Genomic DNA, 17,281 nt, shown 5'->3' with positions numbered 1-17,281 from the left:
TTGAAGGCCGCGTTGTGGGTTGCGCCGGGACCAATCGGCCCCGACGCAATAAGGCATCAGTTGCCAGCGACGAATTCAGCCCATTTCGCGCTGAGGGTTTCGTAGTTGGCGACCCAGTATTCGACGTTCTGGTTGTAAGCCATCGCCTGTTTTTCCGGGGTGTTGGTCATGAATTCGGCGGTCAGCGCATCGACTTGCGGCTGGGCGTCGATGTTGACGGGCGAGTAGGAGGTCTCTTGCGCCATGATCTCTTGCGCTTGTTTGCCAAGATAAGCGTTGATCATCGCATGGGCTGCATCGGGATCTTTCACCCCGACCGGAATGGCCAGCTGATCCTTCACCACAATCCAGTCCTGCCAGACCGGGGTGTATTTCGCCCCGTTCGCAAGTGCCGCCTTGCCACGACCCGACCAGACCATGACCATATCGGCCTCACCGGCTTCCATCATCTGCTGGCTTTCGGCCCCGGTGGTCCAAGGCACCAGATTGTCACGGATAGAGCGCCATTTGTTCAGGCCACGGTCGATGTCTGCCGGGAACAGCTGATCTTTCGGCACGCCGTCGGCCAACAGGCCAAGCTCTACCATATAGCCTTCGGGATCGGCATAGCCGGGAATACCACGGCTGCCGGGGAATTTCTCGACATCAAAGAAATCGGCCCAGTTTTGCGGCGGGTTATCTTTGTAGGTTTCGGTATTATACAAAAACATCACCGCATAGTTCATCGCAGGAACACTGCACGGCCCAACCTGTCCTGCCGGGATTTTCGATGCATCAATCTTGGTGAAATCCAGCTTTTGAAACAGCGTGCCGCAATGCACGAACGGGGTGAAGTCGCCAGTATCGACCACGTCCCACATCACGTTTTTGGCTTCGACCTGCGCTTGGATCTTGGCGTTTTCGGTCGGGCCATCAGATAGCAAGGTCACGCCGGATTTCGTGATGAAATCCTGCAGGGCCTTGATCTGGCCATCCTGAAAAATCCCGCCATAGGATACGAAGGTCAGGGTCTTGCCAGCCAGCGAGCCTTCAGCGGTTTCGCCCGCCACGGCGCCCTCTGCGAATGCAGCGCCTGCCATGCCCAGCACGGACAAGCCCATCACGGACATGCCAAGTCCGGCTGCGGCGGCAAGGCCGATGATTTTTGTGTGTGTCATTCTGTCTTCTCCCAGTTGGTTTTTTGGTCAAGTGGTGGCGTTGCAGCAGACTTGGGCAGCAGACCGCCCTTGTCGCGAAATCCGTCCAGATAGGTGCCGGTCGAGGTCGGCGGAGAGATCATGAACAGAACCTCGGCCGCGCCGTCGCCAATGTTGACGACCCGGTGCGGCACCGAGGTTGCATATTCCACGCTGTCGCCGTCGTTCAATTCATGGCTGATACCGCCCAGTTCCAGCCGGACTTGACCGCGCAGCACAAGGATCATCTCGTGGCTGTCACCGTGGGTATAGGCATCATCACCGCTGGAGCCGCCGACATCAAACTCGGCGATGTAGGTCTCAAAATGGGTCAGCGGACGGCGGGACAGCAGCATCTTGCGCTGCCCCTTCGTCACCGGCAGCGATGGCCGCATCTGGCGGCGCAGGACTGGATCTCGTCCGTCGTCGGCACCTGCAAAAAGCTCGGAAATGCTGGTGCCGAAGCAGTTGGCAATGCGGATCAAGGTTGATGTGCTGGCCCCACTAAGGCCGCGCTCCAACTGGCTGAGAAAGCTGGCCGAGGTGCCGGTCGCAACCGCAAGTTGTCGCAGGGAAAGCCCATTGGCCTTGCGCAGACGGCGCAACCTGTCAGCCATCACACGGATTGTCTCCGCCTCATCCGCGCGGTGCATCGGTTGGTTTGGCTGCTGATCCATCATCCGCTCCGAAACTCACTTAACAAGTGTTAAGTAACAAGAAACAGAATTTCAACGATTCTGTAATGCGACGGTGCTTGGCCTTGTTCTCGCAGAGCGTAAGGCTTTGCGGGGTGCATCGGGGGGACGGGATTTCTGAGAGCGCGATTTTGGAGCGTGCAGGGGTCTGCAATTGGCTGCGCCAGAGCGGCACGGCCATTTGCTTTGATCTTTCATCAATGTGCTGATCGGACGAGCTGCCAGCCGAAGCACCCCCGCCCCGACTGCCTAGGCAGCCGTGGGGCGAAGATCCGCAGAATGCGGCGTTGTTAGCCGTAATGCGCGACAGGCGTGCCCGCGATGGCCGACATGTTCAAAAGCCCGCGCGCGGTGATCGAGGGCGTGGCGATATGGGCGCGGTTGCCCATGCCCATCAGGATCGGGCCAACCTCCAGCCCGCCGGCCTTGAGTTTCAGCATGTTCCGCGCGGTAGAGGCTGCATCGGAATAGGCGAACACCAGCACATTGGCCGGGCCGTGCATCCGCGAGCCGGGGAAAATGCGGGCGCGCAGATCTGGGTCAAGCGCCGCATCTGCGTTCATCTCGCCTTCATAGATGAAATCGACCTCGCGGCTGTCCAAGATTTCCAACGCGGCGCGCATCCGGCGACCCGAGTCGTTGTCAAGGTTGCCAAAACTGGAATGGCTGCACATCGCCACTTGCGCCGTGACGCCAAATCGCTTGGCGTGGCGCACGGCACCGATCACGGTTTCGGCGATCTGTTCGGGCGTGGGCACCGCGTTGATCTGGGTATCGGCGATGAACAAGGGCCCGTCTTCAAGGATCATCAGCGACAGCGCCGCGCGCGGGTGCAAGCCGTCGCGCGCAAGGATCTGGCGGACATAGCCCAGATGCCACAGATATTGCCCGAATGTGCCGCAGATCATCGATTCTGCGTCACCACGATGCACGGCGATGGCCGCGATGGCGGTGGTGTTGGTGCGCATCACGGCGCGCGCAATATCTGGGGTGACGCCTTGGCGGGCCATCAACTCGTGATAAGAGCCCCAGTAATCGCGGTAGCGGTGATCGCTTTCGGGATTGATGATCTCAAAGTCTTTGTCGGGCCGGATCGGCAGGCCTGCGCGTTCACACCGGGTCGCGATCACGTCGGGGCGGCCAATCAGGATTGGCTTGTCGGTCATTTCCTCTAGCATGGCGTTGGCGGCGCGCAGCACGCGTTCATCCTCGCCTTCGGCAAAGATGATGCGGCGGCTGGTCTGAGCGGCGGCCTCGAACACCGGGCGCATGATCAGCGCCGATTTGAACACCGAACCGTCCAGCTTTTCGCGGTAAGCGTCCAGATCGTGAATGGGCCGCGTGGCGACGCCGGTTTCCATGGCGGCCTTGGCGACCGCGCTGGCAACCACGCCAATCAGACGCGGATCGAACGGCTTCGGGATCAGATAATCCGCGCCAAAGGTCAACTTTTCGCTGGAATAGGCGGCCGCGGCCTCGGCGCTGGTGGTAGCACGGGCGAGGGCTGCGATACCGTCAATGCAGGCCAGCTGCATCGCATCGTTGATCACAGTGGCACCGACGTCCAGCGCACCACGGAAGATGAAGGGGAAGCACAGCACGTTGTTGACTTGATTGGGAAAATCGCTGCGCCCGGTGGCCATGATCGCATCGGGGGCGACGGCGCGAACGGCCTCTGGCATGATCTCGGGGTTGGGGTTCGCCAATGCAAAGATGATCGGGCGCGGCGCCATTTTGGCGACCATCTCCGGGGTCAGAACGCCGGGGCCGGACAGGCCAAGGAACATATCCGCGCCTGCAATCACCTCTGACAGGTTGGCCGCCGTGTTGCCTTGCGCATAGGCGGCTTTCTGTTCGGTCATCTGCTCGTTACGGTCTTTGTAAACAAGGCCCGCCAGATCGCACAGCCAGACGTTTTCACGTTTGACGCCCAATTTCAGCAGCATATTCAGGCAAGCGATTCCCGCAGCCCCACCGCCGGTTGAAACAATCTTAATGTCAGAGAATTTCTTGCCCGCAACATGCAAAGCATTGGTGGCCGCCGCGCCGACCACGATGGCGGTGCCATGCTGATCATCGTGAAAAACCGGAATTTTCATACGCTCGCGGCAGATTTGTTCAACGATGAAACATTCTGGCGCCTTGATGTCTTCAAGGTTGATCGCGCCAAAGGTCGGCTCAAGTGCGCAGACGATTTCGGCGAGTTTATAGGGGTCCGGTTCGTTCAACTCGATGTCGAAGCAGTCGATATTGGCGAATTTCTTGAACAGAACCGCCTTGCCTTCCATCACCGGCTTGGAGGCCAAAGCGCCAATATTCCCAAGACCTAAGACCGCGGTGCCATTGGTGACAACCCCCACCAGATTGCCGCGTGTTGTGTAACGCGAGGCGGTTGATGGATCGGCCTTGATCTCGAGACAGGCTTCGGCCACGCCGGGGGAATAGGCGCGCGACAGATCACGGCCATTGGCAAGCGGCTTGGTGGCGCGGATTTCAAGCTTTCCCGGTTTGGGAAATTCGTGATAATCCAATGCCGCTTGCCGCGCGCTGTCGTGCCGAGCCTCTTCCATCCGAAACCTCCCTCAGATTTATGGTTTACCCTTAAACCAGTTTTCATTTCGCGCCAACTGCGGCTTTCCACAAGGTGTATTAGCCGAGTTTTGTGAATGGCGTGTAGGGCCTTGCGCGGGCAGGCTTACCGCAAACCAATGCCCCCGCAAAGCCAGAGTGGCGTTGGTGATAGCTCGTATCAAAATTAATCGCTTGAAAAAGAAGCTTTAGGTTTGAAATATGCCGCCAGCCGATGGCCCAAAAAGGGAATAAACGATGTCTGATATTCGCGCCGAAATCGTCTTGCCGACCAGTGATCTGCGCAAGGATTTGCCGTTCTTTACCAAGACCTTGGGGATGCGGATGGACATGATTTACCCCGCCGATAACCCGGCCGTCGCGGTGGTGTCAGGCCATGGTTTGCGGCTGCGGTTGGATGGTGAAAGCAAGGCGGCACCGGGCTTGCTGCGGATTTTGACCGATGATCCGATTGCGGATGGCGCAAAGGCGCTGACCTCTCCTGGCGGCACGCGGGTGGAGATTGACGAGCTGAACCCGCCCTTGGTGCTGCCCAAAACCGAACATGCCTTTGTTGTGCGCCGCTTGGCGGATCAAGCGCCTTGGGTGATCGGGCGAGCGGGGATGGAATACCGCGATCTGATCCCGACGCGGCTGGGCGGGGCTATGATCGCCAGCCACATTCGCGTGCCGGACGGACCGGTGCCGGATATGGTGCATTATCACAAGGTCGGGTTCCAGTTGATCTTCTGTGTCGCGGGCTGGGTCGATGTTCTCTATGAAGATCAAGGGGATATCATGCGGATCGCGGCAGGAGATTGCTTTATTCAGCCGCCGGGTATCCGGCATAAAGTGCTGCATTCGGAAGGCGTGCAGGTGGTCGAAATTGGCGTTCCAGCCGAGCATGTGACCGAAATTGACCATGCCATGACGCTGCCGAATGGGGTGATCAACCGGGACCGCGAATGGGACGGCCAGCGGTTTGTGCATAATATCGGCAGCACGGGGGCTTTTGCGCCGTTCCGTATTCCGGGGTTTGAGGCCCGCGATACCACGATCAACGCCAACACAAAGGGCGTCGCCTCGGTGATGGTGGCGCGACCGAATGGCATAGCACCTTGGACCAAACACACGGGCGATATTCTGTTCAGCTTTGTGATGACCGGCGAAATGACGCTTGAAGGTGAGGGCAAAGACCCCTACCGGCTGTCGCCCGGCGATGCCTTTGTGATCCCACCGGGGATGGCGACGCGCTATTCTGAATGCTCGGTCGATCTGCAATTGCTGGAAGTTTCGCTGCCGGGCAATCCATCGACCACACTAGTCTGATTTCAGCTGCTCTTAACTATCCTCGGGGTAGGCCATGGTTTTTGTCATTGGTTCGACAGAACCAAAGGGCTGGTGGGGCGCGCCCCCAGTTCCTGTGCTTGCCATTTGACGCGAAGCGGCACAGACTCCGACCATATGGTCAGAAAACCGGAGTCCGTCATGTCGCTGTTAACCGCTGCAACCGAGGTGCGGCTGCGCGCCTACTCGCCCTATTCCCGCTTCAAGGTCGGTGCCGCGATCTTGTCGGTCGAGGGTCGGGTGCATGTCGGCTGCAATGTCGAAAATGTAGCCTATCCCGAGGGGACTTGCGCGGAGGCAGGGGCGATCGCGGCGATGATTGCGGGTGGCGACACCCGGATTGCCGAGATTGCGGTGATTGCCGACAGCCCCGCGCCAGTGCCCTGCTGCGGCGGTTGCCGTCAGAAGATCGCCGAATTTGCCGATCAGGGCGTGCGGGTGACGCTGCATACCACCGATGGAAAGTCAAAGGTTCTGACGGTGGCAGAGCTGTTGCCGGGGGTGTTTTCGGCGGCGCATATGGACAAGATCTGATGGATGCCCGCGCCATCATCGTGGCCCTGCGCGATGGCGATGTGCCTTCAGCTGCGGAATTGCAGTGGTTCGCGCAGGGCTTGGCTTCGGGCGCAGTTACCGATGCGCAGGCGGGGGCTTTTGCGATGGCGGTGCTGCTGAAGGGTCTCGGCGACGATGGCCGCGTTGCACTGACGCGGGCTATGCGCGACACGGGGCATGTGCTGGAATGGGACATGCCGGGGCCGGTGTTGGACAAACATTCCACCGGCGGGATCGGCGATTGCGTGTCGCTGATGCTTGCCCCGGCGCTGGCGGCGTGCGGCGCTTATGTTCCTATGATCTCGGGGCGGGGATTAGGGCATACTGGCGGCACGTTGGATAAGCTGGAGTCTATCCCGGGTTTCAAAACCGGGCTTTCCGAGGATCAGCTGCGGCGGCAACTGCGCGAAGTGCGTTGCGCTATCGTCTCGGCCAGCGCCGAAATTGCCCCGGCAGATCGGCGTTTGTATGCGGTGCGGGATGTGACGGGAACGGTGGAATCGGTTGATCTGATCACGGCGTCGATCCTGTCGAAAAAGCTGGCGGCGGGGCTGGAAGCGCTTGTTCTGGATGTGAAATGCGGCTCTGGCGCGTTCATGAAAACCATTGAGGATGCCGAGATTCTGGCGCGGGCGTTGGTTTCGACGGCACAAGGTGCGGGCTGTATGACATCCGCTTTGATCACCGATATGAGCCAGCCTTTAGCGACGGCGGCGGGCAATGCTTTGGAAGTGATCGAGGTGATGGAGACGCTGACGGGCACCTCTGTCAACGCCGCTTTGTGGGACATTACAATGGCTTTGGGTGGTGAGGCTTTGGCCTTGGGGGGCCTCGCTGCCGATCCGTTGGATGGCGCAGGGCGGATCGAGCAGGCGCTGGAATCGGGCGCTGCTGCCGAATGGTTTGGCCGCATGGTCGCAGCGCAGGGCGGGCCTTTGGATTTTGTCGAACGCTGGCCGGATCGGCTGCCTGCCGCGACGGTGATCCGTGAAGTGCCAAGCTTGGGCGCTGGTTTTGTCAGCACGATTGACGGGCAGGCTTTGGGGCTGGCGGTGGTGGGTTTGGGCGGCGGGCGGCAACGCGAGGGCGATAAGCTGAACCTGTCGGTGGGGCTGTCGGATCTGGCCGGGATTGGCGAGGATATTGGTGCGGGCGATCCTTTGTGCATGGTGCATGCAGCAACCGAAGCGGCTGCCGAGGCTGCGATTTTGCAGGTGCAGGCGGCCTATGCGATGGGCGACAGAATGCCGCCCGACCCGGCCTTGATCATCAAAAGGATCGCTTGAAATGGCCCGCGCTTTTCTGGTTGTGATGGATTCGGTGGGCTGTGGCGGCGCGCCGGATGCGGCGGATTTTGGCGATGCCGGGGCAAATACTCTGGGCCATATTGCGCAAGCCTGTGCTGCGGGGCAGGCGGATATTGGACGCGCGGGTCCGTTGCGGATGCCCAATCTCGACGGTTTGGGGTTGGGGGCCGCGATCCGGCTGGCCTCAGGGATGGACGCGCCAGGGTTTGATGCGGTGCCGGTTGGACAGTGGGGGGCCGCAACGGAAGTCTCGCGCGGCAAGGATACGCCCTCGGGTCATTGGGAATTGGCAGGGGTGCCGGTGCCGTGGGAGTGGACGTATTTCCCCGACAAGGTTCCGGCGTTTTCCGATGATTTGGTCTCTCTGGTCTGCAGGTTGGCGGGGACCGACGGCATTTTGGGCAATTGCCATGCCTCGGGCGTGCCGATCATCGAGCAGCATTGCGCCGAGCACCTGCGCACGGGCTGGCCGATTTGCTACACTTCGGCGGATAGCGTGTTTCAGATCGCTGCGCATGAAGAGGCGTTTGGGTTGGAGCGGTTGTTAAAACTGTGTCAGGATCTGGCACCGCATCTGCATGGCATGAAGGTGGGCCGGGTGATAGCGCGACCGTTTACTGGGGTGCCGGGGGCGTTCAAACGCACTGCCAACCGGCATGATTACGCGATGGACCCGCCGGGGCCGACCCTGTTGGAATGGGTGCAAGCGGCAGGTTCTGCGACCCATGCGGTGGGCAAGATCGGCGATATCTTCTCGATGAAGGGCATCGGCAAGCTGTGGAAGGGCAAGAGCGATCTTGACCTTTTCGATCATCTGGATGCTTTGGCGGTAAGCGCTGAAGAAGGGTCTTTGACCTTCGCCAACTTTGTCGAGTTTGACTCGCTTTATGGTCATCCGCGCGATGTGGCGGGCTATGCCCGCGCGCTGGAATGGTTTGATACCCGCGTGGGTGCGTTTCTGGCGCGGTTGCACCCCGGAGATCTGGCGATTTTCACTGCAGATCACGGCAATGACCCGACATGGCGCGGTACTGAACACACGCGAGAGCGGGTGCCGGTGCTTTGCGCGGGGACTGGCGCGGGCGGTTTGGGGCTGCGGGCGTTTGCGGATGTGGGCGCGAGTGTTGCCGCGCATCTGGGGGTGCAGGCGCAGGGTGTCGGGCGGTCGTTTTTGTGATCTGACCCCGAGGGGCTAGCCCCTCGGACACCCCAGGATATTTGTACAGAGAGGATGAACAATTTGAATCAAATGCCAAAGATCGAGTTGCATTTGCATCTTGAAGGTGGTGCGCCACCTGCCTTTATTCGCGGGCTGGCGCGTGAGAAGAATATTGATATTGCGGGGATTTTTAATGAGGACGGATCGTATCGGTTCCGCGACTTCTGGGATTTTCTGAAGGTTTATGAGGCGGCTTGCACCACGCTGACCGGACCGCAAGAGTTCTATCGGCTGACGCTTGCGGTGCTGGAGGAAAGCGCGGCGAGTGGGGTGGTTTACTCTGAGGCGTTTTTGTCGCCCGACTTTTGTGGGGGTGGCGATCTGGGCGCGTGGCGGGAATATCTGCACGCGATTGAAGAGGCGGCGGCCAAGGCCGAGCGCGATTTCGGCATCAGCTTGCGCGGCATCGTCACGCCGATCCGGCATTTTGGGCCGGACAAGGCGCGGGCTGCGGCCCGGTGTGCGGCGGAGACTGCGGGCGGTTTCATCACTGGCTTTGGTATTGGCGGCGACGAAAAATCAGGCGCGTTGAAGGATTTCCTGTGGTCTTTCGACATGGCGCGCGAGGCGGGTTTGCGGATCACTGCCCATGCGGGCGAGTGGAAAGGCCCGGATGAGGTGCGCGCGGCGATGAACGATCTGCGGGCGGAACGCATCGGCCATGGCGTGCGGGCGATTGAGGATATGGCGCTTGTCGAGGAAATCGCCGAGCGTGGGGTGGTGTTGGAGTTGTGCCCCGGATCAAACGTCGCACTCGGGATTTATCCCAGTTTTCGGGCGCATCCGATTGGCGAGATGTTTGATCGCGGCGTCAAAGTCACCATCAACACCGATGATCCGCCGTTCTTTCACACCACAATGGCGCGGGAATATGAAATGTTGCATCAGGCATTCGACTGGGATGAGGGCGTTTTTGCCAAGATCGCCCGCACATCGCTTGACGCGGCTTTTTGTGACGCCGATACCAAAACCCGGATTTTGAAAATTTTGGAGCAGGCCCATGGCTGAACATCTCACCGTCGTTTTGCACCCTTTGGTGCAGCACAAGCTGACCCTGATGCGCGAGAAAGACACCTCGACCGCGTCGTTCCGCAAGCTGTTGCGCGAGATCAGCTTGCTGCTGGCCTATGAGGTGACGCGCGAATTGCCGATGACCACCAAGGCGATTGAGACGCCGATCGAGCCGATGGATGCGCCGACGATTGATGGCAAGAAACTGGCGCTGATCTCTATTTTGCGGGCGGGCAATGGCTTGCTCGATGGTATCCTGGAACTGATCCCGGCGGCGCGGGTGGGGTTTGTCGGATTGTACCGCGACCCGGAAACACTGCAACCGGTGCAATACTACTGCAAACTGCCCGATCACCTGGAAGAGCGGGTGTCGATTGTGGTCGATCCGATGCTGGCGACGGGGAATTCGAGCGTCGCGGCGATTACGCTTTTGAAACAATCGGGTGCGAAGAATATCCGGTTTTTGTGCCTGCTGGCGGCCCCCGAAGGCATCGCCCGGATGAAAGAAGCGCATCCCGATGTGCAGATTGTCACAGCAGCGGTAGACCGGCAGCTGAATGACCATGGATATATTGTCCCGGGGCTAGGGGATGCGGGCGATCGGATGTTTGGTACTAAATAAAGGCTAAACCTCTTTACTCGGAAACAATCCTGTCGCAATGTGCCTCAAAGCTATTTGGGGGCAGTCTATGCTGTTGAAAATTGTATCGGCTGCGGCCTTGGTGGTGGTGATGTCTCCGATTGTCGCGTCTGCGCAGACAGTGGCGCAGATTGGGCAACCTGCGGAGCGGCCGCCTGCCAGCTACAAGGGCGCGCAATATGTGGACAGCCGGGGCTGCGTTTTCATGAACGCAAGCTATGGCGGTGCGGCGCAATGGGTGGCGCGGGTCAATCGCAGCCGTAAGGTTTTGTGTGGTTATCCGCCGACATTTGGGGCGAAGCCAGTGATTGAAATGGCCGAGGATGCGCCGGTTATGGCGGCGCCGCCAGCGGCCAAGCCAAAGGCGACTGCGCCGATGGTGGTGGCGGCAGCGCCGGTGATGGTCAAGCCTGCAAAGGCCAATGCGCCGATGGCGACGGTGGCGAGTGCGATGATGCCGGATGTGACGGAGGTACAGCCTGCGCCGAAGGTGCGGGTGGCGCATGCCACGGCTGGGTTGGCGCCGAATTTGCCGAACCCGCCGCAAAGCTATGCGCGGGTGGTCAGTTCTGGCCCGGCAGAGGGCAAGATCGGCTGTTTCACCGACGCGCCCGTGGCGGAAGTGGTGCGGTTGCGCAATGGCGGCACGGCGGTGGTTTGCACGCGGGGCGATGGCACGGCGAATGGGTGGCGCTCGCCGATCTATCCGCGCAGCGCGGGAGTTGGGGCGGCTTTGCGCGATCCGGTACAGGTGACGCGCGCGGATAACAGCGGTGTGGGGCGGGTTGCGGAACCGGCACCGCGCTATGCGGCGGCAGAGTTGCCGGATGTTGTGGTGCCGAAGGGCTACAAGGTCGCATGGACCGATGATCGTCTGAATCCGATGCGCGGCAAGGGCACGGCGGCGGGGCAGGCAGAGCAGGATCAACTGTGGACGCGGGACGTGCCGACGGAACTGATCAAGGATGTGAAGCGGGCCAAGGTCAAGCGTCAGCAGGTTGCGGGCACGGTCACGGTGTCGTCGAAGGGCACTGCCGCAGCGGCAGCGCCCAAGGCTGCGAAGGGCGGGGCTTGGGTGCAGATTGGCACCTTTGGCGTCGCATCCAATGCGGCAGGCGCGGCGGCGCAGTTGCGGGCTTTGGGTCTGCCTGTCGCCAAGTCGAAGCTGAACCGTGGCGGCAAGAATTTGCAGATTGTGCTGGCGGGGCCGTTTGGTTCGGGTGCCGATGCGCAGGCGGCGTTGCGGATGGCGCGCGGCGCGGGCTTTGGCGACGCTTACATCCGCTGAGATTTAGAGATTTGACACGGCCCCTCGGTTCAAACCGGGGGGCTTTGTCGTATCTTGTGTTGGGTGAAAGTTTTGTCCCCGCGGGGACAGGATTTGCGTTTTGTCCCCGCGGGGACGCGCGTTAGTTTTGTCCCCGCGGGGACGTGCTTGTGGTAAAGGCCGGTGATTTAGGTCGAAACCTACCACATATGGTATTGTTGCGTGATTTTCGGCTTATGCGCTGCAGATGCTTTTCAGGTCGGCCCATTGTGCATCGCTGAGAACCGCTGGCTGGCTGCCCTGCGGGAAGGGGTCAGCCTCGATCAGCGGCAGGGTGGCTTCGCCCGAGCTGTCGAGGCTGTAAGCATAGGGTTGCGCGCTGATCTTGGCGGCTTTGAAGGCGGCAAGCAGGGCCTCGTCACCCTGCGTGGGGCGCGGCGGCGTCAAAAGCTGCGCGCCGTAGTCATCCAGCGCATCGGCGGCAATCGCACCGCTGGCGAGCAGCGTGACGGTGGCACGCAGGCCAGCGGTTTCCAGCAAGGGCCGCGTCGGATCGGAGAGGGCGGCTTGCCCGCTGGCGGCGAGGATATGGCCTGCAATCACATCCGGGCTTTGGCTGGCCGTCAACAGCTTGAGCGGCAGGATCATCAGATCGCCGGGCAGGGCAAGCGGGGCTTGCAGCGCGTCACGCACCACCAGCACATGCGGCGGATGCACTGGGTTCAGCCGCAGACCCAATGCCACCGAAGCGGCGGTGCCATCCTTGCCCGTGCAGGGCGAGCCTGTCAGCTTGGTCAGATCTTGCAGCGCCAGCTTGCCCAGATCGGCGCGGGTGGCGGGGGGCAGCATTGCGGCGGTATAGTCGATCAGCTTGCCCGGCACCCAGAACACCGCAAGCGCGCCGATCATCGCGCCAAAGCCACCAAGCAGCACGCCGCGCAGACGACCGGGCTTGGGGCGGCGGCGTTCCAATGCGGTGCGCACGGTGTCGAGCGCCGACATCATCTCGGTATCGTCAACTTCAAGGGTTTCGCCGTCATCCGCGCCGGGGCCGTAAAGCGCTGGCAGTTTGCCGGGGTTCAGGCGTTCCAGCGCGGGCAGCGACCACTGCGCCAGCGCCATTTCGGTTTTGGGATCGGACAGCACGATGGTGGCTTCGCGCAGGCCCACCACCACCTCGCGCAGCTGCGCCGAGGGGGTTTCGCGCCACAGGCCCGGGCTTTCCAACCGCAAGTATTTGCGAAGTGCCGTCATTGCGCGGAATTATCTTTCCAAACCAACATCGCCCCACGATAGCCAGTTGCGGCAAAGGCCACAATCAGCCGTCGATCAGTTTTGCCACTGCACGCAGTTCAAACTTCTGGATTTTTCCGGTTGAGGTCTTGGGAAGCTCTGCAAAGACCACATGCTTGGGGGTTTTGAAGCCAGCCAGCCTGCTGCGGCAATGCGCGATCAACTCGGCGGCGGTGGCGCTGGCGCCGGGTTTGAGTTCGACAAAAGCGCAAGGCACCTCGCCCCATTTGTCATCGGGCTTGGCGACGACGGCGCAAAGTGACACGGCGGGGTGGTGCATCAAAGCGCCCTCGACCTCGACCGAGGACACATTCTCGCCGCCCGAGATGATGATGTCTTTGGCGCGGTCGGTGATTTTCAGATAGCCGTCGGCGGTTTGAAAGGCGATGTCGCCGGTGCGGAACCAACCGCCTTTGAACGCCTCGGCGGTGGCTTCGGGGTTTTTGTAATAGCCTTTCATCACCATGTTGCCGCGCATGGCGATCTCGCCCAGATGCGCGCCGTCGCGGGGGACGGGGTTGCCGTGGGAATCGTGAACCTCGGCCCCTTCGAGCATTGCCATCGCCACCCCGGTGCGGGCCTTGAGGGCGGCGCGGGCGTCGCCGGTGGCGCTGTTCCATTCGGTTTGCCACAGACATTCGGCGGCGGGACCGTAGGTTTCGGTAAGCCCGTACACTTGCGTGACGTTGAAGCCCAAGGGTTCAAAGGCGGCGAGGGTGGCGGCGGGGGGCGGAGCACCTGCGGTGAACACCTCGACCGTGTGCGAGAAGGCGCGGCGGTCTGCGGCGGCGCAGTTGATCATGGTGTTCAGCACGATCGGCGCTGCGCCGAAATGGGTGACACCTTCGTCTGCAATGGCGTCATAGATCGCTTTGGCGGTGATGTCGCGGCAGCACACCAGCGTGCCGCCCAGCATCGGGATCATCCACGGGTGGCACCACGCGTTGCAATGAAACAGCGGCACGATGGTCAGGTAGATCGGGAACAGCTGCATCCGCCACGCGATGGTGCTGGCGGTGGTGGCGAGATAGGCGCCGCGATGATGGGTGACAACGCCTTTGGGACGGCCCGTGGTGCCAGAGGTGTAATTGATCGCGATGCTTTCCCATTCATCCTCGGGCATTTGCCACGGGTGGGCGGGGTCGCCGGTGGCCAGAAGCTGATCGTAGGTTTGATAGCGGCCGGAGGCGGTGAAGCCATGATCCGCCACTTCGATGATCTGCGGCGCGGGCGTGGTCATCTGGGCGATGGCGGCCTCGGCAAGCGGCAGAAAGGCCGTGTCGCACAGCAGCAGTTTCGCGCCGGCATGGCCGAAGATATAGGCGACGGTGTCGGCCTCCAGTCGGGTGTTGATGGTGTTCAGCACGGCACCGCAGGCGGGGACGCCGAAATGCGCCTCGGCCTGCGCGGGGATATTGGGCAGCAGGGTTGCCACCACATCGCCGGGCAGGATGCCTTTTTGCGCAAGCGCATGCGCCAGTTGGCTGACATGGGCAGCATAGTCGGCATAGGTCAGGCGGGTGGATTTCCACACCACGGCAGTGCGATGGGCGAAGACATCGGCGGCGCGCTTGAGATGCGAGAGCGGTGTCAAGGCTGCGTAGTTTGCCGGTGTCTTGCCCAAGCCCTGTTCATCTGCCAGCCAGCCCATATGTTCCCTCCCCGAAACGCTTTGCGATATGTCGCTTTCTGACGTGCAGAGTGGAAGCGTTCCGGGCAGTTGAAAAGCAGGAAACCGAAGGATACTGCCATGCGCGCGACAAAAGACCACACTTTGGCCGCCGCCGGACTGATTTGCACCTATGCGATGATCATTGGCTTCACCGACAACTATGTGAAGGTGATCGCAGCCGAAGCCGGGTTGTGGCAGTTTCACTTTAGCCGCAGCTGTTTGGCGATGCTGCTGCTGGGGCTGCTTGCGCTGCCGTTCGGGCTGCGTTTGCGCCCGGTGAACCTGCGCGCAGTGGCGGCGCGGTCGGCCATTCATGGGCTTGCGATGGTGATTTACTTTGGCGCGCTGGCGTTTTTGCCGGTGGCTTTGGTCGCGGCGGGCCTGTTTACCGCGCCGATCTTTGTGTTGCTGATCTCGCGCTTTGCTTATGGCCACGCGATTGGGCCGGTGCGGATTTTGGCGGTGGCTTTGGGGTTTGTCGGGGTGATTCTGGTGCTGGGGCCCGAGGCGATGTCGGGCGCATCGCTTGCAGCACTGTTGCCGGTGATCGCGGGGGCGCTGTATGCGATGGGCAATATCGCCACCCGCGAATGGTGCCCCGAGGAAAGCGCCGAGACGTTGCTCGCCGGGTTTTTCGTGGCCTTGGGGGTGATTGGCGCGGTGGGGATGGTGGCGTTGGCGCTGTGGCCGATTGCGGTGCCGTTGGGGACGGATGGATTTTTGCAGCGCGGGGCGGTCTGGCCCTCGGGCACGTTCTATTTCTGGACCTTTGTGCAGGCGGCAGGATCGCTTTTGGGCGTCGGCATGATGATCCGCGCCTATCAGATCACCGATGCGAGCCGGGCATCTGTGCTGGAGTATATCATCCTGCCCGCCTCGGCGTTCTGGTCGTATGTGATCTGGCGCGAGACGCTGACGCCCTTGGCGGTTCTGGGCATGGTGTTGATTGTGGCGGCGGGCATGATGATCGCGCTGCGGGCGCGCGTGCAGGAAAGCTAGTCGGGAAAGCTAGGCAGGAAAGCTAGTCGGAGACCGCTTCGCGCCAATGCCGCCGACACAGGCTGACATAGGTTTCATTGCCGCCGATTTGCACCTGCTCACCGTCTTGCAACGCCCGGCCATCGGGGCCACGCCGGATCACCATGGTGGCCTTCTTGCCGCAATGACAGATCGTGCGCACCTCGCGCATTTCATCCGCCCAAGCCAGCAGGGCCGCTGATCCGGGGAACAAATTGCCTTGGAAATCAACGCGAAGCCCGTAGCACATCACCGGCACACCCAGATCATCCACCGCGCAGGCGAGTTGCCAGACTTGAGTTTTGGTCAGAAATTGCGCCTCGTCGATGAACACGCAAGCGACCGGATTTTGCGCACACCGCGCCGCCAGTTTGGCGAACATATCGTCATCGGGCGCGAATGTATCAGCAGGTTCGCCAATACCGATCCGGCTGGCAATCCGGGCATGGCCGGCGCGATTGTCCAGCTGCGCGGTGATCAGATAGGTCTGCATCCCGCCTTCGCGATAGTTATGCGAGGCTTGCAGCAGCAGGGTCGATTTGCCTGCGTTCATTGTCGAGTAGTTGAAATATAGCTTGGCCATGCGCCGATCTAACGCATGGCCAAGCGGGCTGGCAAGCCCGCGCCGCTGGGGCGCGGGATGCAGCGTAAGACTGATACGCAAACACACCGAAACACTGACAATACCAACACATACCTTGGGTGGGGCCAGACGCGCCGCCCGAAATGATTACGCACGTTCAGGCAGGCCCGAACGCAGACTTATGTTAGGTCCGCCGTGCGACCGTGACACATGCCCCAGTTCACCCAGATAGGCTCTGCACGGCGGAACCCCACCCACACCAACGCTGGGGGCGCTGGCCACTCACTACAGTTCCGGTTGCCCGGAACACCTTTATGAATGACAAAATCTTAGGACGGCATTAATGGGAAAAGACAAATTGAATTCCCCGGATACATTTCAGGGGAGCGTGAGGCGAATTATGAGTACAGAAAGCTACCTGAAAAAGCACACCGAGGCTTTGGTCAAAGACGTCGGTATCGAGGCCGCCTGCGAGTTGACAGGAAAGTCAAAGGCGACGCTGGGCCGCTACTATTCAGACTCGGGAGAGCATGACGACCGCTTCATGCCGATTGATGTCGTGGCGCAGCTGGAATCTGCGGCGCGCTTCCCGCATGTGACCGAGGCTTTGGCCGATCTGCGTGGCATCACGCTGAGCTATGATCCTGAAAAGCGCAATTCAGACGGCAAGGGTGTGAATGGCGATGTGGTGGCCTTGGCGCAGCGCTTTGCGATGTTGATGGCCGAATACAACACGGCGATTGGCGATGGCGTGATTTCGGTGAATGAAGCCAAGCGGATGCTGCGGGAAACCTTGGCTATTCAACAGGTTCTGCTGGAAATGAAGCTTAATCTGGAAGAAGAAGTCAGTTGAAGTTTCGCAGGCTTTAGAGCTTGCGCCAGTTGGATCTCGGAAGATTCGGATATGAAAAAGCGCCCGGATGACCTCCGGG

15 protein-coding genes are annotated in these 17,281 nt (G+C 60.8%); 9 read left to right on the top strand and 6 right to left on the bottom strand.

Annotated features, from left to right (window positions below; genetic code table 11):
* Positions 1-56: 56 nt before the first annotated feature.
* The 3 genes from QQJ98_RS07455 to QQJ98_RS07445 form a co-directional block, all read right to left on the bottom strand.
* On the bottom strand, positions 57-1,157 hold the full coding sequence (locus QQJ98_RS07455; protein WP_284324721.1) for an extracellular solute-binding protein: 1,101 nt from the start codon (positions 1,155-1,157) through the stop codon (positions 57-59).
* A complete protein-coding gene (locus QQJ98_RS07450; RefSeq protein WP_284324720.1) occupies positions 1,154-1,852 on the bottom strand; it encodes a helix-turn-helix domain-containing protein in 699 nt (232 codons plus the stop codon). Before QQJ98_RS07450 ends, QQJ98_RS07455 begins: the two co-directional genes overlap by 4 nt.
* 308 nt (positions 1,853-2,160) lie before the next feature.
* The gene (locus tag QQJ98_RS07445) at positions 2,161-4,440 is read right to left on the bottom strand and encodes an NADP-dependent malic enzyme (RefSeq protein ID WP_284324719.1); all 2,280 of its coding nucleotides are present in this window, start codon (positions 4,438-4,440) and stop codon (positions 2,161-2,163) included.
* A 256-nt stretch (positions 4,441-4,696) separates the two neighbouring features.
* On the opposite strand from QQJ98_RS07445, the gene QQJ98_RS07440 reads away from it, so the two are divergent.
* From QQJ98_RS07440 to QQJ98_RS07410, 7 genes are all read left to right on the top strand, one after another.
* A complete protein-coding gene (locus tag QQJ98_RS07440; RefSeq protein WP_284324718.1) occupies positions 4,697-5,767 on the top strand; it encodes a cupin domain-containing protein in 1,071 nt (356 codons plus the stop codon).
* Positions 5,768-5,902: 135 nt separating this feature from the next.
* Positions 5,903-6,319 (top strand): cytidine deaminase, encoded by a 417-nt coding sequence (locus QQJ98_RS07435; protein ID WP_284324717.1) that lies wholly within the window; start codon positions 5,903-5,905, stop codon positions 6,317-6,319.
* Complete coding sequence (locus QQJ98_RS07430) at positions 6,319-7,626, top strand: thymidine phosphorylase (RefSeq protein ID WP_284324716.1); 1,308 nt, start codon at positions 6,319-6,321, stop codon at positions 7,624-7,626. Before QQJ98_RS07435 ends, QQJ98_RS07430 begins: the two co-directional genes overlap by 1 nt.
* A 1-nt stretch (position 7,627) precedes the next feature.
* The gene (locus tag QQJ98_RS07425) at positions 7,628-8,824 is read left to right on the top strand and encodes a phosphopentomutase (protein WP_284324715.1); all 1,197 of its coding nucleotides are present in this window, start codon (positions 7,628-7,630) and stop codon (positions 8,822-8,824) included.
* A gap of 54 nt (positions 8,825-8,878) precedes the next feature.
* On the top strand, positions 8,879-9,874 hold the full coding sequence (locus QQJ98_RS07420; protein WP_284324714.1) for an adenosine deaminase: 996 nt from the start codon (positions 8,879-8,881) through the stop codon (positions 9,872-9,874).
* A complete protein-coding gene (upp, locus tag QQJ98_RS07415; RefSeq protein ID WP_284324713.1) occupies positions 9,867-10,499 on the top strand; it encodes a uracil phosphoribosyltransferase in 633 nt (210 codons plus the stop codon). The genes QQJ98_RS07420 and upp overlap by 8 nt, the downstream gene beginning before the upstream one ends.
* Positions 10,500-10,566: 67 nt before the next feature.
* Positions 10,567-11,805, top strand: coding sequence for an SPOR domain-containing protein (locus QQJ98_RS07410; protein WP_284324712.1), 1,239 nt, complete (start codon positions 10,567-10,569; stop codon positions 11,803-11,805).
* A gap of 213 nt (positions 11,806-12,018) precedes the next feature.
* Here QQJ98_RS07410 and QQJ98_RS07405 read toward each other — a convergent pair whose 3' ends face one another.
* Positions 12,019-13,038: a hypothetical protein gene (locus QQJ98_RS07405; RefSeq protein WP_284324711.1), complete on the bottom strand. Its 1,020-nt coding sequence runs from the start codon at positions 13,036-13,038 to the stop codon at positions 12,019-12,021.
* A 64-nt stretch (positions 13,039-13,102) separates the two neighbouring features.
* Positions 13,103-14,728 (bottom strand): AMP-binding protein, encoded by a 1,626-nt coding sequence (locus QQJ98_RS07400; RefSeq protein WP_284324710.1) that lies wholly within the window; start codon positions 14,726-14,728, stop codon positions 13,103-13,105.
* A 99-nt stretch (positions 14,729-14,827) separates the two neighbouring features.
* Here QQJ98_RS07400 and QQJ98_RS07395 point away from each other — a divergent pair, with 99 nt between their 5' ends.
* A complete protein-coding gene (locus QQJ98_RS07395; RefSeq protein WP_284324709.1) occupies positions 14,828-15,748 on the top strand; it encodes a DMT family transporter in 921 nt (306 codons plus the stop codon).
* Between the two features lie 22 nt (positions 15,749-15,770).
* On the opposite strand, the gene QQJ98_RS07390 is transcribed toward QQJ98_RS07395, so the two are convergent.
* Positions 15,771-16,349, bottom strand: coding sequence for a thymidine kinase (locus tag QQJ98_RS07390; RefSeq protein ID WP_284324708.1), 579 nt, complete (start codon positions 16,347-16,349; stop codon positions 15,771-15,773).
* A gap of 400 nt (positions 16,350-16,749) precedes the next feature.
* Here QQJ98_RS07390 and QQJ98_RS07385 point away from each other — a divergent pair, with 400 nt between their 5' ends.
* Positions 16,750-17,202: a hypothetical protein gene (locus QQJ98_RS07385; RefSeq protein WP_284324707.1), complete on the top strand. Its 453-nt coding sequence runs from the start codon at positions 16,750-16,752 to the stop codon at positions 17,200-17,202.
* Positions 17,203-17,281 lie beyond the last annotated feature (79 nt).

This window comes from Cypionkella aquatica, assembly GCF_030161095.1.
In the GTDB taxonomy this organism is placed as follows: Bacteria; Pseudomonadota; Alphaproteobacteria; order Rhodobacterales; family Rhodobacteraceae; genus Cypionkella; species Cypionkella aquatica.
The sequence above is the reverse complement of the archived record's forward strand: the minus strand, read 5'-3'. Positions and strand labels throughout refer to the sequence as shown.

Excerpts from the sequence above, each read along its gene's own strand:
- QQJ98_RS07430 (WP_284324716.1), top strand. The coding sequence starts at position 6,319 with ATGGATGCCCGCGCCATCATCGTGGCCCTGCGCGATGGCGATGTGCCT.
- QQJ98_RS07405 (WP_284324711.1), bottom strand. The coding sequence starts at position 13,038 with ATGACGGCACTTCGCAAATACTTGCGGTTGGAAAGCCCGGGCCTGTGG.
- QQJ98_RS07440 (WP_284324718.1), top strand. The coding sequence starts at position 4,697 with ATGTCTGATATTCGCGCCGAAATCGTCTTGCCGACCAGTGATCTGCGC.
- QQJ98_RS07425 (WP_284324715.1), top strand. The coding sequence starts at position 7,628 with ATGGCCCGCGCTTTTCTGGTTGTGATGGATTCGGTGGGCTGTGGCGGC.
- QQJ98_RS07385 (WP_284324707.1), top strand. The coding sequence starts at position 16,750 with ATGAGTACAGAAAGCTACCTGAAAAAGCACACCGAGGCTTTGGTCAAA.
- QQJ98_RS07390 (WP_284324708.1), bottom strand. The coding sequence starts at position 16,349 with ATGGCCAAGCTATATTTCAACTACTCGACAATGAACGCAGGCAAATCG.
- QQJ98_RS07445 (WP_284324719.1), bottom strand. The coding sequence starts at position 4,440 with ATGGAAGAGGCTCGGCACGACAGCGCGCGGCAAGCGGCATTGGATTAT.
- QQJ98_RS07450 (WP_284324720.1), bottom strand. The coding sequence starts at position 1,852 with ATGGATCAGCAGCCAAACCAACCGATGCACCGCGCGGATGAGGCGGAG.
- upp (WP_284324713.1), top strand. The coding sequence starts at position 9,867 with ATGGCTGAACATCTCACCGTCGTTTTGCACCCTTTGGTGCAGCACAAG.
- QQJ98_RS07420 (WP_284324714.1), top strand. The coding sequence starts at position 8,879 with ATGAACAATTTGAATCAAATGCCAAAGATCGAGTTGCATTTGCATCTT.
- QQJ98_RS07395 (WP_284324709.1), top strand. The coding sequence starts at position 14,828 with ATGCGCGCGACAAAAGACCACACTTTGGCCGCCGCCGGACTGATTTGC.
- QQJ98_RS07410 (WP_284324712.1), top strand. The coding sequence starts at position 10,567 with ATGCTGTTGAAAATTGTATCGGCTGCGGCCTTGGTGGTGGTGATGTCT.
- QQJ98_RS07455 (WP_284324721.1), bottom strand. The coding sequence starts at position 1,157 with ATGACACACACAAAAATCATCGGCCTTGCCGCCGCAGCCGGACTTGGC.
- QQJ98_RS07400 (WP_284324710.1), bottom strand. The coding sequence starts at position 14,728 with ATGGGCTGGCTGGCAGATGAACAGGGCTTGGGCAAGACACCGGCAAAC.
- QQJ98_RS07435 (WP_284324717.1), top strand. The coding sequence starts at position 5,903 with ATGGTCAGAAAACCGGAGTCCGTCATGTCGCTGTTAACCGCTGCAACC.